This is a genomic window from Myxococcus sp. AS-1-15, assembly GCF_020037055.1.
In the GTDB taxonomy this organism is placed as follows: domain Bacteria; phylum Myxococcota; class Myxococcia; order Myxococcales; family Myxococcaceae; genus Myxococcus; species Myxococcus fulvus.
In genome coordinates, this window is sequence record NZ_JAIQDF010000011.1 from 359,539 (window position 1) to 375,559 (window position 16,021).

General features: G+C 71.3%; 15 protein-coding genes and 1 riboswitch. Of the genes, 7 read left to right on the top strand and 8 right to left on the bottom strand.

What is annotated here, in order from left to right:
• Positions 1–120: 120 nt before the first annotated feature.
• The 4 genes from K8625_RS28320 to K8625_RS28335 all read left to right on the top strand — a co-directional run bounded on the left by K8625_RS28320 (position 121) and on the right by K8625_RS28335 (position 2,753).
• Positions 121–279 carry a hypothetical protein gene (locus K8625_RS28320; protein ID WP_170300476.1) on the top strand — a complete coding sequence of 53 codons (159 nt, stop codon included), beginning with the start codon at positions 121–123 and terminating at the stop codon, positions 277–279.
• Positions 280–297: 18 nt separating this feature from the next.
• Positions 298–1,026 (top strand): outer membrane protein, encoded by a 729-nt coding sequence (locus K8625_RS28325; protein WP_223784448.1) that lies wholly within the window; start codon positions 298–300, stop codon positions 1,024–1,026.
• 154 nt (positions 1,027–1,180) lie between these two features.
• The gene (locus K8625_RS28330) at positions 1,181–2,149 is read left to right on the top strand and encodes a tol-pal system YbgF family protein (protein ID WP_370640404.1); all 969 of its coding nucleotides are present in this window, start codon (positions 1,181–1,183) and stop codon (positions 2,147–2,149) included.
• A gap of 88 nt (positions 2,150–2,237) precedes the next feature.
• Positions 2,238–2,753 (top strand): hypothetical protein, encoded by a 516-nt coding sequence (locus tag K8625_RS28335; RefSeq protein ID WP_223784449.1) that lies wholly within the window; start codon positions 2,238–2,240, stop codon positions 2,751–2,753.
• A gap of 7 nt (positions 2,754–2,760) precedes the next feature.
• Here K8625_RS28335 and K8625_RS28340 read toward each other — a convergent pair whose 3' ends face one another.
• The 7 genes from K8625_RS28340 to K8625_RS28370 all read right to left on the bottom strand — a co-directional run bounded on the left by K8625_RS28340 (position 2,761) and on the right by K8625_RS28370 (position 11,723).
• On the bottom strand, positions 2,761–4,389 hold the full coding sequence (locus K8625_RS28340; RefSeq protein ID WP_223749903.1) for a carboxypeptidase-like regulatory domain-containing protein: 1,629 nt from the start codon (positions 4,387–4,389) through the stop codon (positions 2,761–2,763).
• A complete protein-coding gene (locus K8625_RS28345) occupies positions 4,386–4,919 on the bottom strand; it encodes a hypothetical protein (protein WP_141331004.1) in 534 nt (177 codons plus the stop codon). Before K8625_RS28345 ends, K8625_RS28340 begins: the two co-directional genes overlap by 4 nt.
• 80 nt (positions 4,920–4,999) lie before the next feature.
• Complete coding sequence (locus tag K8625_RS28350) at positions 5,000–6,895, bottom strand: sigma 54-interacting transcriptional regulator (protein WP_223749902.1); 1,896 nt, start codon at positions 6,893–6,895, stop codon at positions 5,000–5,002.
• Between the two features lie 30 nt (positions 6,896–6,925).
• A complete protein-coding gene (locus K8625_RS28355; RefSeq protein WP_223784450.1) occupies positions 6,926–7,939 on the bottom strand; it encodes a tetratricopeptide repeat protein in 1,014 nt (337 codons plus the stop codon).
• Positions 7,936–9,969 (bottom strand): serine/threonine-protein kinase, encoded by a 2,034-nt coding sequence (locus K8625_RS28360; RefSeq protein WP_223784451.1) that lies wholly within the window; start codon positions 9,967–9,969, stop codon positions 7,936–7,938. The genes K8625_RS28355 and K8625_RS28360 overlap by 4 nt, the downstream gene beginning before the upstream one ends.
• Before the next feature lie 32 nt (positions 9,970–10,001).
• Complete coding sequence (locus tag K8625_RS28365) at positions 10,002–11,099, bottom strand: 6-phosphofructokinase (RefSeq protein WP_223749899.1); 1,098 nt, start codon at positions 11,097–11,099, stop codon at positions 10,002–10,004.
• Between the two features lie 141 nt (positions 11,100–11,240).
• On the bottom strand, positions 11,241–11,723 hold the full coding sequence (locus K8625_RS28370; RefSeq protein WP_141330997.1) for a hypothetical protein: 483 nt from the start codon (positions 11,721–11,723) through the stop codon (positions 11,241–11,243).
• A gap of 173 nt (positions 11,724–11,896) precedes the next feature.
• On the opposite strand from K8625_RS28370, the gene K8625_RS28375 reads away from it, so the two are divergent.
• Positions 11,897–12,580 (top strand): hypothetical protein, encoded by a 684-nt coding sequence (locus K8625_RS28375; protein ID WP_255653529.1) that lies wholly within the window; start codon positions 11,897–11,899, stop codon positions 12,578–12,580.
• Positions 12,581–12,745: 165 nt separating this feature from the next.
• Here K8625_RS28375 and K8625_RS28380 read toward each other — a convergent pair whose 3' ends face one another.
• Positions 12,746–13,165 (bottom strand): acyl-CoA thioesterase, encoded by a 420-nt coding sequence (locus K8625_RS28380; RefSeq protein ID WP_223749898.1) that lies wholly within the window; start codon positions 13,163–13,165, stop codon positions 12,746–12,748.
• Between the two features lie 125 nt (positions 13,166–13,290).
• Positions 13,291–13,529, bottom strand: a riboswitch (cobalamin riboswitch).
• 118 nt (positions 13,530–13,647) lie between these two features.
• Between K8625_RS28380 and K8625_RS28385 the strand changes: the two genes are divergently transcribed.
• Positions 13,648–14,988 carry a S1C family serine protease gene (locus tag K8625_RS28385; RefSeq protein WP_223784452.1) on the top strand — a complete coding sequence of 447 codons (1,341 nt, stop codon included), beginning with the start codon at positions 13,648–13,650 and terminating at the stop codon, positions 14,986–14,988.
• A complete protein-coding gene (locus K8625_RS28390; RefSeq protein ID WP_223784453.1) occupies positions 14,976–15,944 on the top strand; it encodes an FHA domain-containing protein in 969 nt (322 codons plus the stop codon). The genes K8625_RS28385 and K8625_RS28390 overlap by 13 nt, the downstream gene beginning before the upstream one ends.
• Positions 15,945–16,021 lie beyond the last annotated feature (77 nt).

Genomic DNA, 16,021 nt, shown 5'->3' on the forward strand with positions numbered 1-16,021 from the left:
GAAAGTTGACCCGTGGGAGGTCACTGCTACGGTGGGCCACACGCCTGTAGCACCGGGCGTTCCCCGGCACGGACGTCCAGGACGAGCACCCCTCACGGCAACGCACACGGGAGCGGCCACATGCGCGGTGTCATCACCCTGCGAGACGTGGTGTCCAACCTGGGCGTGGTGCTCCGCGAGTTCGGGGCCTTGTGTGTCGTCCGCTGCGTGGTCGCGTCGCTGTGTCGTCAGCGGACGACCTTCCTGGAAATCGCCGTGCGCTGCTCCAAGCGCACCTGACCTTCGCCTCCGAGTCCGATGCTCCGTCGCCTCCTGCCGCCCCTCGTCCTGCTCTTCGCCACTCCCGCCGTCGCCCAGGACGAGGAGGAGCCCCTCCCCACGTCGCTGGCGGGAGTGGGGCGCATCACCGTGCAGGGGGGCTGGCGCGTCACCTCCAACGAGACGCTCTACAAGACCTGGTACGACGTCGGGGCGAACAGGGGCCTGCCACGGGCGCGCGAGACGGACGGTGGTCCGCTCGGCGTGGCGACCTTCGCCTACTCCATCTCCGACCTGGTGGAGCTGGGCATCGACCTCTTCTTCACCGGCTCCAAGCTGTACCTCAACAGTCCCGGCCTGGAGGGCGCCGCGCCCGTCGAGCGCAGCCTGGAGACGCTGGGCTACGGCGCGCTGGTGGGCGTGCGCTTCCAGACGGTGCTCCCGGAGATCGGCCCGTATGGCCTGGTGCCCTTCGCGGGGCTCGCCACGGGGCCGGCCATCGCCAGCTCCAAGCTGTCCGGAGAGAAGCTGGAGGACAAGACCACCCAGGCCTGGGCGGGCTCGCTGGGGGCCACCTGGCGGCTGTCCCCCCGCTGGGGCCTTTCCGCCGAGTACCGGTTCATGTTCCTTCGCGGACCCGTGGGCCCGGCGCTGAACGACCAGGACAAGCGCATCGCCTCGTTCAGCCTCGGAGGCAGCTGGATGTCCCTGGGTGTGACGTACACTTTTCCGCCCGAGCCATCCCGCTCGTTGACGGGCGGCCTGTAGCCCGAGCAGGCATGCGCCGAGCCGGTTGAACGCTTCCGGAAATGCGGTGGAACGATTGCGGTGTTCCGCTGCGGAAATTGTCGCCGTATGACCGGGAGAACTCCTTACGATGCGTGAGTCGGCCGAGATCGTTACCGGGCCCAGGAAGATGTCCATGCCAGAGCAGGCGAAGACCGAGATTGATAAGGAACTGGCGGACCTCCGCCGCGAAGTCGTCGAGGCCCGCAACCTCGTCATCAAGAGTGACAACCTGCTGAAGAACCTCCACGCGGAGGTCAAGGCGGTAGGCAAGCGTCACGAGGACTTCCAGAAGCGTCAGTGGATTTCTTCCGCGGCGGCGTATGTGCTGTTCGCCGTCATCGCGGTGGGCGCGGCGGTGATGATCACCAGCGCCCGCTCCTCCAGTGCCACGAACGAGCGCGAGCGGCTGGAGAAGATGGTGGCGGACCTGACGGGCCAGCTGGAGAAGCAGCGCGCGGACACGTCCGCGCACCAGACGGCCCAGCGGGGCGCCGCGGAGGTCTACAAGATGATGACCTCGCTGCCCGGCGACGAGCGGCTCAAGGGCATCGACGCGCTGATGAAGCTGGACACCTCCCGGCTCAGCTCGCTGGAGCGTCAGGCGCTCAACGACCGGGCCTCGTCCCTGCGTCGTGAGACGGGCGACGTCGCCTTCGAGCGCGGGAAGATCGCCTTCCGCAAGAACGAGATGGACCAGGTCGTCGCGGAGATGGAGCGCTTCCTGGCCATGAACCCCCCGAACGAGCAGGCGCTGGACGCGTCCTTCTTCCTGGGCACCGCCTACAACCAGCTGCGCAAGCACGACAAGGCCGTGCCGCTGCTGGCGCGCTTCGTCGAGGGCGACCGCACCTCCAAGACGCGCGACTACGCCATGCTGCTGCTGGCCCAGTCGTACCAGGAGGTCGGGCAGATGGAGAAGGCGCTGGAGACGGCGCGTGACGCCGCGGGCAGCTACCTCAACAGCCAGTACCAGCAGCAGTTCCGCAGCCGCATCGCCATGGTGAAGCGCGCCATGAGCGGCAACACGGAGGCCGCGGGGCCCGCCCCGGTGGCCCCCGCCGCGGCGCCCGCCCAGCAGGTGGCGAGCCCCGCCGGTCAGTAGTCCCGGCCGCACCCCCGCCCGCTCAGCCGGGTGGGGAGACCACGGAAGCGTTGCCACGCGGGGTCCACGGTCGTAAGACCTGGACCCCGTGTCCGCTCCCGACCCCCGCAAAGACCCTCGCTTCCGCCGCTACCGTGGTGCCGCGTATGGGCTCTACATCGCGCTCACCTCGCTGTTCTCGGTGTGGATCATCGTGAACGTGAGCCGCTCGGTGGCGGCCATGACGCCGGAGAAGCTGCCGCCCGCCTCCGTGACGCTCGGCTTCCCGGAGTGTCTGGCCGGCGCCCGCGCGCTGTGGGACGAGCTGGAGCTGGGCCGCGAGAAGCTGGTGCGCGTGTCGCCCGCGCGCGACGTGGACCAGGAATGGATGCGCTTTCGCACCGAGTGGCTGACGCGGCTGCGTGAGCGCGAGTCCCAGTGTGACCTGCAGACGCGCGAGCGCGCCCCGCTGCGCACCGTGTACCGCCGGCTGGAGGCGGTGCTGGACCTCTACACCACGCACGCGGTGCAGTACGCGGACGAGGTGGGCGGCACGGTGGACTCGTTCCACGCGGCCTTCAAGGCGGCGAGCGCGAGCCCCGCGGCGAGGTCCTCGGCGCCCTGAGCGGCCTTCAGCGGATGGGCAGCAGCGCCGTGTAGCGGCCCAGCGTGTCCGTCACGGACTGGGCCAGCAGCACCGAGGTGGGACGGCCCTCCACGTTCACCACCCGGTAGAAGCGGATGGACGCGAAGGCCAGGCCCGGGGGCACGCCCGGCTCGCGAGCGAAGGACAGCGCGCGTCCGCGCAGCGTGCGCCCGCGCTGGAGGGAGAAGGTGGACACCGCCTGCTCGACGCCGTCGCTGCCGGGCACCACCGAGACGAAGCGGGCGATGCGCGGCAGGTTCTCCCCGGGCACGGCGTCCAGCCGGTACAGCGCCGGGTCCAACCGCAGCGTGTATTCGCCGTTGCCGTCCGTGATCGTCTCCGTGGCCAGGTCGGGCGGCAGCCGTCGCCCCGAGACGGTGTCCACGGGCTCCACCACCAGGCGCACGCCGGCCGCGGGCGTCGTGTCATCCGGCAGCCGCAGCAGGCCGCGCACCAGGCGTCGCTCGGCGCAGACCACGTCCGGCAACACCGTGTCCGTGCGCGGCACCACCGCGTTGGTGATGGTGAGCCCGGAGGCGGCGCCGGGCGGCGGCACCACCACCAGCTCCAGGGGCGCCTCGGCGGGGCTGGGCAGTGAGCGCAGCTCGAAGCGGCCCTCCAGGTCCGTGGTGGCCAGGGGGCTGGCGAAGGTGCCGCCTCCGCTCACGCGCCCCTGGAGCGACACGGTGGCGGAGGCGACGGGGCGGCCATCCTGCGCCACCACGCGGCCCGTCACGCGCACCGGCGCGCCGAAGTCTCCCAGCTCCAGCTCCACCGGAGCCGTGAGGTCCACGGGGAAGGTCTGCTGGGGGATGAGCGCGTCGTCGTGCAGCGCCGTCACCCGGAGGAGCACGGTGCTGGCGCTGGCGGCCTCCGGGGCCAGCGCCAGCGAGAAGGCCCCGGTGGAGGCCGTCACCGGGATGCGCTGGGACAGCGGACGCAGCTGGGCGTCCAGGGCCTCCACCGCGAGCCCCGCGGGGACGGGGGCGCCATCATGGAGCGCCACCTGGCCCTGCACCCGCACGACGGCGTTGGAGGCGGGCAGCAGCCACTGCATCGCGAGCGTCTCGCCCGGGGACACGGTGCCGGTGTTCGTCACGGGCGGCACGTCCGGGTCCTCGGCCAGCAGCGTCACCGCGTACTGGCCGCTGGCGACGGGGAGCGTCCACTGCCCGTTGTCGGGCACGAGCAACGCCTGGTGGTAGCGGGCCACGCCCGGGATGAGGGCGCTGGTGCCGACGGCGCGCACGAAGAGCGGATCCGAATAGGGGCGGGTGGCGCTGCTCGACGGCGTGGGCGGCGTCACCGTGGCGCGCGTCACCAGGCCCCGCACGGACGCCTCGCCGAAGAGCTGCAGGTTCTGCTCGGCGCGCAGGCGCCCCACCGGGAAGTCCTGGGCGTACAGGCCCAGCGCCGGGTTGGGCGTCACCTCCACCACGATGTCCTGGCCCGGGTCTCCGCAGCCGTCGACGAAGCAGGTCTCGTTGGCGGAGCAGTCCGCGTCGGAGGTGCAGACGAGGAGCGAGTCCGCCGGGGGCTCGTCCAACAGGGCACAGCGGGTGTTGCCCGACAGCAGCACCAGCGCGGCCAGGAGCCGGGCGGGAGCGCGGGTCATCGGCAGTCTCCCTGCACCGTGTTCACCACCCAGGTGTAGCTGATGACGAAGCCCGGGTCGATGATGGTGCCGCCGTCGGGCAGGTTCACCACGCGCGACTCGGGCTGCCGGTCCGTCAGCTCCGCGTCGCTCACCAGGGCCTCCACCAGGTGCTGGCCCGGCGCGCTCAGCTCCGAGTTCGCGGAGGCCAGGTTGATGCGCAGCGTGCCCCGGTCCGGCCGGCGCGCCTCGCCGTTGTTGGTGAGGGCGATCTCCCGGTAGGGCCCGCGCGGGTCCTGCGGGTTGTAGTCGATGAACCAGTGCACCTTGATGCGGTCATCGACGTCCGGGTCCTCCACGGCGACCTCGAACGTCAGCTCGCACCGCGTGGCGCCGAAGTCCCGGATGATGCGCTCCTCGGGCAGCACCAGCGACTCGATGATGCGCGGCGAGCGGTTCATGAACCGGGGCACGTCGTCGAGCAGGGTGTCGTCCTGGGGCAACAGACAGCCGACGAGCAGCAGGCCCAGGGCCGAGGCCAGGACACACATCGCCCGTCCCTGGCCGGGTGGCCTGTCCCTGGGTGCTCGCGCCGTCGTCGAATCCATCCGCGGTGTGTCGGGCGCCGCCGTCAGAGCAGCTCCTCGCCCTCCTCGGGGGGCAGCGGCCGGCCGGTCTTCTCCGCCTCCAGCTTCTCCAGGTGACGGAAGATGGTGCGAGGGTCCACGCCCAGGTCCTTGGCCGTCTTGGTCCGGTTGCCGTTGTTTCGCGCCAGCACTTCGTTGATGTAACGCTTCTGGAACTCTTCCTTGGCCTGGAGCAGCGGCATGATGGGGTCCAGGTTCTCCGGCTTGAGGTCCAGGTCGTCCGGGCCCAGCAGCGGCTTGTCGGACAGCACGACGGCCTTCTTGATGCGGTTCTCCAGCTCCCGGATGTTGCCCGGCCAGCCGTACTTCTTCATGGCCACCGCGGCGGACGGGGTGAAGCCCTTGGCCCGGGAGCTGAACTCACGCGAGTACTTCTGGAGGAAGAACCGGCCCAGCACCACCACGTCCTCGCCGCGCTCGCGCAGCGGGGGCAGCTTCAGCGTGACGACGTTGAGGCGGTAGTAGAGGTCCTCGCGGAAGGTGTTCCGCTTCACCTCGTCCTCGAGGACTTTATTGGTCGCGGCGACGACGCGGATGTCCACCGGCTCGCCCCGGTTGTCGCCGACCTTGTAGACGATCTTCTCCTGGAGCGCGCGCAAGAGCTTCACCTGGAGCTGCAGCGGCATCTCGCCAATCTCGTCCAGGAAGAGCGTGCCGCCGATGGCCGCCTGGAACTTGCCCGCCTTGGTGGCCACCGCGCCGGTGAAGGCGCCCTTCACGTGGCCGAACAGCTCGCTCTCCAGGAGGTTCTCCGGGATGGCGCCGCAGTTGATGGTGATGAACGGGCCCTTCAGGCGCGGCGAGCGGCGGTGGATCTCCCGGGCGATGAGCTCCTTGCCCGTGCCCGTCTCGCCGGTGATGAGCACGGAGATGTCCGTGGGCGCGATTTTATCGATGCGCTTGTAGACGTCGCGCATGCCCTGGCAGGCGCCCACGATGTCGCCGTAGCGCTGGTCCTCCAGCTTGCGGCGCAGCTCCGTGTTGTCCAGCTTGAGGTCGTTGACCAGCATCGCGTTCTGCAGGACGAGCGACGCCTGCGCCGCGAAGATGGTGAGCATGTCCGCGCTCTTGGGCTCGAACCGGTTCACCAGCCGGTCGTTGCCCACGTAGATGACGCCGAACAGGTCGCCCTTGTGCATCAGCGGCACGCACATGACCGAGTGCACGCGCAGGTTGACCACGGACTCGCTGGCCTTGAACTCGGGGGCGTCCACCGCGTCCGCGACGATGAGGGGCCGCTGCTCCTTGACCACCTTGGCGATGATGGAGTCGGACAGCTTCTCCACCGCGTCCTCGATGTTCTCGCGCGCCACGTTGCGCGCCACCTTCACTCTCGGGTCTCCGCTCTCCATCAGGATGAGGAAGCCCTTGTCGGCGCGCGTCACCTCGATGGCCTCGTCCATCAGGCTCTCGAGGATGCGCTCCACGTCGTAGAGCGCCAGCAGCCGCTCGCTGAAGGCGGTGAGCCGGCGCAGCATGGCCAGCTCGCGGCCGGGCACCCCGGGCAGCTCCGTGGTGTGTGAGTCCGACGTGTCCCTGGTCGCCGGCGCCTCGCGCTGCGCCGGGGCGAGCGTGGAGGGCGGGGGCGCGCGCGGGGCGTCCTCGCGGGAGAACTTCAGCTCCGTGTTGCCCACGCGCAGCACGTCGCCGGTGGCGAGCGCGTGGGTGTCGCGCTTCTTGCCGTTGACCTGCACGGTGGCGCCCAGGGTGCCCACCTCGTAGCGCGTGCCGTCGAAGGTGACGTGCAGGGCGCTGTCGGGGACACCGGGGTCGTCGAGCGCGATGTCGTTGTCCGCGCTGCGGCCGATGCTGGTGATGCGCTTGTGCAGGGCGATCTCGCGGACCTTGCCATCAGGACTGCGGACGGTGAGGCTGGCCATAGGGCTTCACATACCTGGAGGTTGAGGGGCTCAGAAGGTGAGGGACAGGGCGACGCCGCCGCCGCCGGAGGTGGGGTACACGCCCACGCGCGCGGTGGTGCGCGGCGGGGTGGCGCGGGGAGTCAGGACCTCGGTGCGCGGCGTGGTTCGCGCCGGAGGCTCGCGCGTCTCCACGGTGGTGCGCACCACCTGGTCCTCATGGTGGTACAGCGCGTCCACCACGCCCAGGGCGTAGATGGTGTAGAAGCCCGCGGCCGAGGCCAGCTTGAGCAGCTGCCAGGTGTCTCGCTGGCGCTCGCGGCTGGTGGGGATGAAGCGGATGGTGATGGAGGCCTTGCCGTCGTCATCGAGCACGTTGTCCAGCTCGAGCGTGCGCTCCTCGAAGAGCGACTCGTAGGCGAAGTAGGAGATGACGCTCGTCACCGCGAGCACACCCTCGGTGGCGGCGAAGACGATGCCCAGGCTGTTGCGGCCCTGCTGGAACTGGCCCGCGCCGAAGGGGACGAAGTTGACCAGGAAGTTGCGCTTCTCCACGGTGCGCACGTTGACCTGGCTGGCCAGCTCCTCGGCGCGGCGGCGCAGCACCTCCGCCTCCACGCGCTCGCGCTCGCGGCGCTCGGTCTCCGCCTTCTCGCGCTCCTGGCGCAGCCGGCGCTCCTGACGCAGGAACTCCAGCTCGTTGGTCATGTCGTCCTTGATGCCCTCCAGGAAGGCCACCGCGGGGGGCGGGACGACGAACGGGTCCAGGCTGAAGTCGGGGTCCAACCGGAGCAGGGCGCGCAGGTGGCGCGAGGCCTCCTCGGTGCGGCCCAGGTTGAACGCGGCCAGGCCCGCCAGCTTGTGCAGCTCCACCAGCTCGTCCTCGCCCAGCCCGCCCCGGTCGATGCGCGCGCCGGCGCGGTCCAGGACCTCGGCGTACTTGCCGTACTCGAAGCTGGCGCGCAGGGCCGTCACCTCCGGGTCCCCGGTGTCCTCCTGCGCGAGCGAGGCGGCTGGCGTCCACAGCACGAGCCAGAGCGAGATGAGCGCGAGCCCACGGTTCATTCGGGGGACAGGCTCCCGGCCACGAGCGTCGGCTCTCCCGGGCGCAGCTGCACCACGCGGCGCTCCGTCTTGTAGCCGGGGTGGGAGATCTCCACCGCGACGGTGTGGAGGAAGCCCGCGGGGCCGCGCGGCGCGCGAATCTCGAACGGGTGCTGGACGCTGTCGCGCGCGGTGCGCACCTGGTCGCCCACGCGCACGGTGGCCTCGGCGGGCGTGTACTCGAGCGAGAGCGGTGACGGCTTGGGCTGGGCCCCCAGGTGGAAGCGGTTCTCGCCGTCGGACTGGACCTCGATGTCCTCCTTCACGTCCAGGCAGTAGTCGCAGGAGATGGTGACGGTGTGGCGCCCCGGGGACAGCTCCACGTCGTGCTTCGACAGGGCCTGGGCGCTCGGCGCGCCGTCGCCCACGCGGATGACCCCGAAGGGCCGCACGAGGATGGTGGCGAAGACCTTCTTCGCCCCGGGCTGCCGTCCGGCGACGCGCTCCTCACCGGGGCCGCCCACCGCGCGCGCATCGTCCGCGGCGCGAGGTGCGCCGCCCACCGCGCGCGGACCGCCCGTGCGCGGGGAGGGCCCGCCGGGGACCAGGGACAGCGCGTCGGCGCGGGTGCCCGGCGCCTCGGTGGGAGGGCTCTTCGACGCCATGCCGCGCGAGCCCTCGCTCCGGGGCGACGGCGTGCGAGTGCCTGGACCCTCGGGGGCTCGCGGCAGCGCGCCGGGGGCCACGCCGGTGCCCGTGGGCGCGGCGGGCCCAGCCCCGGTCGGGTCGGTGGAGGAGGGCGCCGTCGCCTCGGGGCCGCTCGGCTCGCGGCCTCCGGACGTCATGGACGGGGGCGTGGAGGGCGTGCTCGCCTCGGGCGGATGGAACGCGGCGTCGGCGGGCGCGTGGTACAGCTTGTAGCCGCCGAGGCTCACGGCCGTGAGGGACGCGAGCCCCACCGCGAGCCGGATGCCGCGCCGTCGCCACTTCCGCGCGCGCTGCGCCCGCTGGATGCCCTTGAGCAGCCCCAGCGCCCGCGCGTTCTGCGCGTCCAGCGCCAGCACCTGGTTGAGGCAGCCGAGCGCGCGCGGCGTGCGCTTCTCCGCGAGCAGTCGCTCACCGCGCTCCAGCAGCGACGCGACGATGCGCTGGCGCGCGAGCTTCCGGTACGACGGCGGGTCGGCGAAGAACGACACCAGCTCCTCGCCCACGCGGGCGAAGCCCAGGCCCGCCAGGTAGTCCGCGAGCGCGTCGCGCAGCTTGCCGGCGTCAGGGTAGCGCTGGTTCGGGTCCCTCTGCAGACAGCGCGCGCAGATGTCCGCCAGCTCATCCGACAGACACGGGACGCGGCGGCGCGGGTCCTCGTAGTCGCCGTCGAGGATGCGCTTGAGCGTGGCCGTGGTGTTGGGCGCGGAGAAGGGCAGCCGGCCCGTCATGGCCGCGTAGAACATGATGCCCACGCTGAAGACGTCCGCCTCGGGGCCGGCCTCCAGGCCCTCGATGATCTCGGGGGACATGTGCGCGGGCGAGCCCACGAGCGTGCCCGTCACCGTCATCCGCTCCTCGATGTCGAGCAGCCGCGCGATGCCGAAGTCCATGAGCTTGAGGATGCCGTCCTCGCGCACCATGACGTTCTCGGGCTTCAGGTCGCGATGGATGACGCCCGCCTCGTGCGCATGCGCGAGCGCCGCGGCCAGCTCGTGGATGACCATGGCCGCCAGCTCCGGCGGATCCATGGGCCCCTCGTCGAGCACCGTCTTGAGCGTCTGGCCGCGGATGTACTCGGTGACGATGAACGCGTCCTGCGCGTCCGCGGCGGAGAAGTCGAACACCTCGAGGATGTTGGGGTGGTGCAGCTTGGCCACCGCGCGGGCCTCGCGCGCGAGCCTCCGCCGCGACTCGTCCTTGCCCGCCAGGTGGGGATGCAGCACCTTCACGGCCACTTCACGGTCCAGGGCGGTGTCGAGCCCCTTGTACACGACGCTCATGCCCCCCGAGCCGAGCTGCTCGAGGATGCGATAGCGACCGATATGGCGGCCGACGAGCGTCATGACGTGTGCGGCGAAAGTGCCTTCCCCCTCCCTCAGTCCCCGAAGCTGATGCCCATGCTCTTCGCGAAGCGCACCAGCTCACCGGAAGGGTCCACCCGGCGCTCCTTGCGCGACTCGCTCAGCGGTACCGCGACAATCTCTCCGGCGCGCAGGGCCACCATGTGGTCCCACTGTCCATCGCGCACCAGGTCCAGCACCTTGCAACCATAGCGCGTGGCGAGCACGCGGTCCGCCGCGCTCGGGCTCCCGCCACGCTGCAGGTGGCCCAGCACGTTCACGCGGATCTCCGCTTCCACGTGCTGCGCCAGCAGGTCCGCGCACACCTTGCCGGAGCCGCCCAGCCGCACCACGCCGCGTCCGGGCACGTCCTCGGCCTTGTCCAGCACGGCCAGCGTGCCGCCCACGGGGAAGGCGCCCTCGGAGATGGCGATGATGGAGAAGCTGCGGCGGCGCGTGGCCCTGCGGCGCAGCTTCTCCACGATGGACTCCACCCGGTAGGGAATCTCCGGGATGAGGATGACGTCCGCTCCGCCAGCAAGCCCGCTCTCGAGCGTGAGGAAGCCCGCGTGCCGGCCCATGATCTCCACCAGCATCACCCGGTCGTGCGCCTCCGCCGTGGAGTGCAGCCGATCCAACGCCTCCGTCACGATGAGCCGCGCGGTGTCGAAGCCGAACGTCTGGTCCGTCCCGCTCAAGTCGTTGTCGATGGTCTTCGGACAGCCCACCACCTTGAGGCCCTTCTCACTGAGCCGGTGGCCGATGGACAGCGTGCCGTCGCCGCCCACCGCGATGACGCCGTCGAGCTTCAGCGCCTCGCAGCGGCGCAGCACGGCGTCGGACACATCGCGCTCCACCCAACGTTCCCCCTCCCTGAAGGCGTAGATGAACGGGTTGGCGCGGTTGGACGTGCCCAGGATGGTGCCGCCCTTGGGGAGGATGCCGCGCGTGTCCTCCTCGGTGAGGGGACGCGTGAGGTCGGGCTCCACCAGGCCCATGTAGCCGTTCTCGATGCCGACGAACTCGTGGCCGAACTCGTGCGTGCCCCGCTTGACGAGGCCGCGGATGAGCGCGTTGAGCCCGGGGCAGTCTCCGCCACCGGTGAGGACTCCGAGTCTCAGTGAACGGGCCATAGGGGTCGGACGCGGGTGTCAGAGGCAGGAGTGCCCACCATGACAGCGACGTCGGACCTGATGATAGGAGGCCCCCGCGCTGGGGTGCAACGCGCGAATCACCTCACGGATCGGATTTCCGAGTGGAAACGCGAGCTTCCATCAGTCCCGCTTGAGGCGGCGACGAGAGGCGACGCGGTCCAGCAGGGCCTGCAGACGGGGCTGGGGCGCCTTGGGCAGCGCCTTGTCTGTCGGAGATTGTAGGGGCATCTCCTTCGCCATCCGGTAGACCTCGATCAACCGCTCCTTGAAGAGCTCGTTGTCGGGGCGCTCCTGGACGGCGCGGCGGTAGGCGGCGGCCGCTCCCACGTAGTCCCCGAGGGCGAACAGGCGCTCACCCTCCTGGGCGGGTGAGGAGGGGCCGAGCGGGAGCTCAGGCTCCTCGGGCGGTCGGGAGGCCTCCAGCTTCTGGAGCTCCAGGGGCTGGAGGGACTCGCGGAGGTTGGCGAGCTTGTCGGCGAGCGCGCCGTCGTCCGGGAAGGCCAGGAGGAGCGCCTCATAGAGGTCGAGCGCCTCGACCAGCTCTCCACGGCGCAGCGCTCGGTCGGCGCGAGCCTCCATCTCCACCCGGGCTGCAGGATTCATCTCGGCGCGAGGTTACCCGTGCCCGACGGGGATGTCACAACGAAGGCGCGCGGGCCTGACTTCACGGTGAGCCGGGCCGGTGGGCCTCATGCCCGTGAAGCCGTGTCTTCTGGGTATCCATGGGTTCATGCGGCCTGGCGCGTGAGTGGCCGCGTCCGGGGCTCGGGGGGCCTATGCTGCGCGGTGTGAGCCTCTCGTGGGTGGCAGGCGGGTGGTTGTTGCTGTCGGGCGCGCTCGGGACCGAGCTGCGGCGCGACGGCTACGTGCTGCGTCCGCCCGAGGGCTTCCACATGGTGCGGTGGGAGCCGTACACGGGCTCGGTGGCGGGGGCGGTGACGTTGGACGCGGAGACGCCGAGGTCCTTGTCCGCGGCGCTCGCGGATGGCGAGGGCCCGGAGGCGGCGACGATGTTGGTGTCGGTGGTGGAGCGCGGCTTCTCCGCGAGCCCGTCCGAGCGTGACGACTTCGCGTCGGCGGTGATGCAGCACTTCCAGCGGGAGCTGGGGGTGGTGCTGTCGCCGGAGCGCGTGGACCGGATTGGAGGCGATGCGCCGCGCGTGGAGGTGCTGGGGACGCTGCGGGACGCGGGGCAGACGCGCACGGTGCTGGTGGCGGGGCTCGCGTCCGAGGGGCGGCACGCGGTGGTCGTCGTCAGCGCGCCCGCGGTGCGCTGGGAGGTGCTGGCGCCGAGCGTCCGAGCCTCGCTGGAGACGTTCCGCCTGGAGCCGACGACGACGCCTGGCGTGGTTCCCCGGCGCTTGTTGGGCGCGCTCGCGGGGGCGCTGGCCGGTGCGCTGGTGGCGTCATACGCGGCGTGGCGCCGGGGGCGCGCGGGGCGGATGGCCTCCGAGTCGTGACGACCGCGCGGCTCGCGCACGAATGAATCCCCGGTGGCGCCCTGGGCGGCGCCGCGAGCGGGCCGCCTCGGAGGCGGGCGGGTCCCCGCGTGATGCCATCTGCTGGAGTGCGCGCCGGAGCCCGAGGAGCCGGCCCCGGCGCGGATTGCGTTTCAGGGCTTCACGTCACTGCGCACCCGGCTCGGGCAAGAGCGGGGGCACGGCGGTGGGCTTGCGGTGCTCATCCAGCGCCACGAGCACGAAGCGCCCGCGCGTGCACAGCTCCCGCGCGCCCGTGAGCAGGTCCTCGGCGAACATCTCCACGTCCACGGTGACGGAGGTGCGGCCCGTCGCCGTCACGCGGCTGACCAGCTCCACGAGCTGCCCCTGCTGCACGGGCATGTGGAAGTCCACGCGCTCGCTGGACGCGGTGACCACGGTGCGGCGCGTGTAGCGGCTGGCGGTGATGAACGCGGACATGTCCATCCACCTCAGGGCCTGACCTCCGAAGAGGGTGCCGTAGTGGTTGGTCTGATCCGGGAACACCATGTCCACCATCCGCGTCTCGGTGGCGGAGGAGGGGAGGGACGGCTGCATGTGACTCATGGACGGACTCCTGGCCCACGGGCCTCCCCGGACATGAAGACCTCCGAGGGCGGCGGTGGGCCGCGAGGGATGGCCTGACCTTCCCGCGAAGGCCGGGGGCGAAGCGCCACCCGGGGCGCTGTCCGCGTCCCAGATGGGCTCGAGGCAGGTTTTCGGGCTCCGTGGGCCTCCCACCACCCGCCCCTCATCGCGGCGCGTGCTGGCGTCCTAGGCGCCGCCCCTTCCCAGCCCTCGTCTGCCGAGGACCAGTGCGTTCGACGGCGTTCGTTCCCACTGACCGCTGCGGGGCAGCTCCGGATTCACACCGGATTCCCTTGCTAAACCTCGTGGACCCCCACGAGGCACCTCGGGCGGGGCGGACCCTACCCGCTGCCCGGCGCGTCGCCAACAGGGCAGGTGGGTCGACGAGCGCACCGGAGGCCTCATGCCCCGCCACTCGGTACCCCCGCGCGCGCGGCGCTGGGATAGCGTGCGCCGCATCCATGTTCGTCTTCCTCCTCGTCGCCGTGCTGGGGCAGGCGCCGGCCGTCGCCCCATCCGAACCGGGCGCGCCCTCCGCCGTCCGAAGCCAACCCGACGTCGTGCCCGCTCCCGCGCCCGAGCCGCCTCCGGCCGTGTTGCCCCCGGCCACCCACGAACTCTTCCAGCGCATCCAGAACCGCGTCGCCCAGGTGCGCATCATCGAGCGCCGCTCGGGCACGCGCTCCTCCATCGGCTCCGCCTTCTTCGTCTCGGGCGACGGGTACGCCATCACCAACTACCACGTGGTCTCCGACGTGGTGCTCCACCCGGAGGACTACACCGCGCAGCTCGTGCTGCGCACCGGCGGGGAGCCCGTGCCCGCGCGCCTGGTGGACGTGGACGTGGTGCACGACCTGGCCGTCATCCGCATGGATGAATCGGTGAAGGACTACTTCGTCCTGGAGGACCGCGAGCCGCCCCAGGGCGCGCGCCTGTTCGCCATGGGCAACCCCCATGACCTGGGCACCACCATCGTCGAGGGCACGTACAACGGCTTCATCCAGGACTCGCTCTACGAGCGCCTGCACTTCAGCGGCGCCATCAACCCGGGCATGAGCGGCGGCCCGACGCTGACGGGGCAGGGCACCGTGGTGGGCGTCAACGTGGCCACCATGGGCAACCAGCTGGGCTTCCTGGTGCCGGTGCACCGCGCGAGGACGCTGCTCGGCCGGGCGCTGAAGATGGCGCCGGACGCGACGCCCGCGCTGCTGGAGACGGTGCGCGCGCAGCTCATCGAGAACCAGCAGCGGCTCACCGAGCAGATGCTCGCGGCCTCGCTGCCGAAGCAGGCCCTGGGCAGCTACCACGTCCCGGGGCGGTGGATTCCCTTCCTCAAGTGCTGGGGCGACACGCCGCATGACCCGGAGGTGCCGTACACCGTGACGAACTACCAGTGCTCGTCCGAGGAGGACATCTACCTGTCCTCGCGGCACCGCACCGGCGTGGTGGCCTTCCTGCATCAGCAGGCCTCCAGCCAGGAGCTGGGCGCGCTGCGCTTCTCCGCGCTCTACACCGCGCTGTTCTCGCAGGACCCGGACACGGTGGAGGCCTCGCGCGAGGACGTCACCAACTTCCGGTGCACCTCCGAGTTCGTGGACGTGGGCGGGCTGCCCGTGCGCGCGGCCATGTGCCTGCGCGCGTACAAGCGCTTCCCGGGGCTCTATGACCTGGTGCTGCGCGCCGCCGCGCTCAACGCCAGCACCAGCGGGGTGGACACCAGCCTCACGCTGGGCGGCTTCACGGCGGACAACGCGCGCAAGCTGGCGCGCCGCTACCTGGAGGGGCTGTCGTGGACGAAGTGATCTTCCTGGAGGTGTTGGAGGGTGACTCCGTCCACACGCGTCACCGGCTGGAGCGCTTCCCGGCCACGGTGGGCCGCGCGTACTCGAACGACGTCATCCTGGATGACCCGAAGGTCTCCGCCGAGCACCTGCGCATCGACCGCCGCGAGGACGGCGCGCTCGTGCTGCGCGACGTCGGCAGCGACAACGGCACCTGGCGCGTGCAGCCCTGGACGCAGCTGGCGGAGCTGGAGCTGGCGCCCGACACCCGCGTGGCGGTGGGGGACACGGTGCTGCGCTTCCGGGCCCGCAACCACGCGGTGCCGCCCACGGTGGTGAGCACCGTGTCCGGCGAGCCCCGCGAGCGCGTGTTCGAGCACCCGCGCGCCTTCCCCGTGGCGATGCTGTCCCTGCTGCTGTTCAGCGCGCTGGCGTCCTACCTGGGCAACTACGCGCGCACGGACTGGGGCGAGCTCACGGTGGCCCTGGTGATGCCCCTGACGCTCACGCTCCTGTGGGCCGGAGGCTGGGCGGTGGCCAGCCGCATCTCCCGTCGCCACTTCCACTACCGCGCGCACGCGACCATCGGCGCGCTGGTGCTGCTGGGCGCCGTCGCGCTGCCGCTGCTGGTGGCCGCGCTGGGCTTCAGCCTGGGCCTGGGCGCGAGCCTCTCCTGGGTGTACCACGCGACGTTCCTGCTCCTCATGGGCTGGGGGCTCTTCTGGCACCTGCGCTACGTGGCGCGGTGGGAGCCGGCGCGGCTGGTGCGGGTGCTCGTCGTGGTGACGCTGGCCTTCGGCGCCGTGTCGCGGGCGAACGATTTGCTGGGCAACGAGCCCTTCAGCACGTCGCTCGACTTCTCCCGCACGCTGCTGCCGCCCGTCTTCCGGGTGGCCCGCGCCCAGCCCGTGGAGTCCTTCTTCGAGGACCTGGACGGGCTCCAGGAGCAGGTGGACGCGCTCGCCAAGGAGGAGTAGCGCGCGACGACGCCCTGGGTGGGCTGGCGGTGTCAGACCTGGAAGGTAGCCTGCGTCGCTCGGGTGGTCGAGCGACC

Excerpts from the sequence above, each read along its gene's own strand:
- K8625_RS28355 (WP_223784450.1), bottom strand. The coding sequence starts at position 7,939 with ATGAACCGTGGGCTCGCGCTCATCTCGCTCTGGCTCGTGCTGTGGACG.
- K8625_RS28360 (WP_223784451.1), bottom strand. The coding sequence starts at position 9,969 with ATGACGCTCGTCGGCCGCCATATCGGTCGCTATCGCATCCTCGAGCAG.
- K8625_RS28385 (WP_223784452.1), top strand. The coding sequence starts at position 13,648 with ATGTTCGTCTTCCTCCTCGTCGCCGTGCTGGGGCAGGCGCCGGCCGTC.
- K8625_RS28340 (WP_223749903.1), bottom strand. The coding sequence starts at position 4,389 with ATGACCCGCGCTCCCGCCCGGCTCCTGGCCGCGCTGGTGCTGCTGTCG.
- K8625_RS28370 (WP_141330997.1), bottom strand. The coding sequence starts at position 11,723 with ATGAATCCTGCAGCCCGGGTGGAGATGGAGGCTCGCGCCGACCGAGCG.
- K8625_RS28345 (WP_141331004.1), bottom strand. The coding sequence starts at position 4,919 with ATGTGTGTCCTGGCCTCGGCCCTGGGCCTGCTGCTCGTCGGCTGTCTG.
- K8625_RS28365 (WP_223749899.1), bottom strand. The coding sequence starts at position 11,099 with ATGGCCCGTTCACTGAGACTCGGAGTCCTCACCGGTGGCGGAGACTGC.
- K8625_RS28325 (WP_223784448.1), top strand. The coding sequence starts at position 298 with ATGCTCCGTCGCCTCCTGCCGCCCCTCGTCCTGCTCTTCGCCACTCCC.
- K8625_RS28375 (WP_255653529.1), top strand. The coding sequence starts at position 11,897 with ATGCTGCGCGGTGTGAGCCTCTCGTGGGTGGCAGGCGGGTGGTTGTTG.
- K8625_RS28350 (WP_223749902.1), bottom strand. The coding sequence starts at position 6,895 with ATGGCCAGCCTCACCGTCCGCAGTCCTGATGGCAAGGTCCGCGAGATC.
- K8625_RS28330 (WP_370640404.1), top strand. The coding sequence starts at position 1,181 with ATGCCAGAGCAGGCGAAGACCGAGATTGATAAGGAACTGGCGGACCTC.
- K8625_RS28380 (WP_223749898.1), bottom strand. The coding sequence starts at position 13,165 with ATGAGTCACATGCAGCCGTCCCTCCCCTCCTCCGCCACCGAGACGCGG.
- K8625_RS28320 (WP_170300476.1), top strand. The coding sequence starts at position 121 with ATGCGCGGTGTCATCACCCTGCGAGACGTGGTGTCCAACCTGGGCGTG.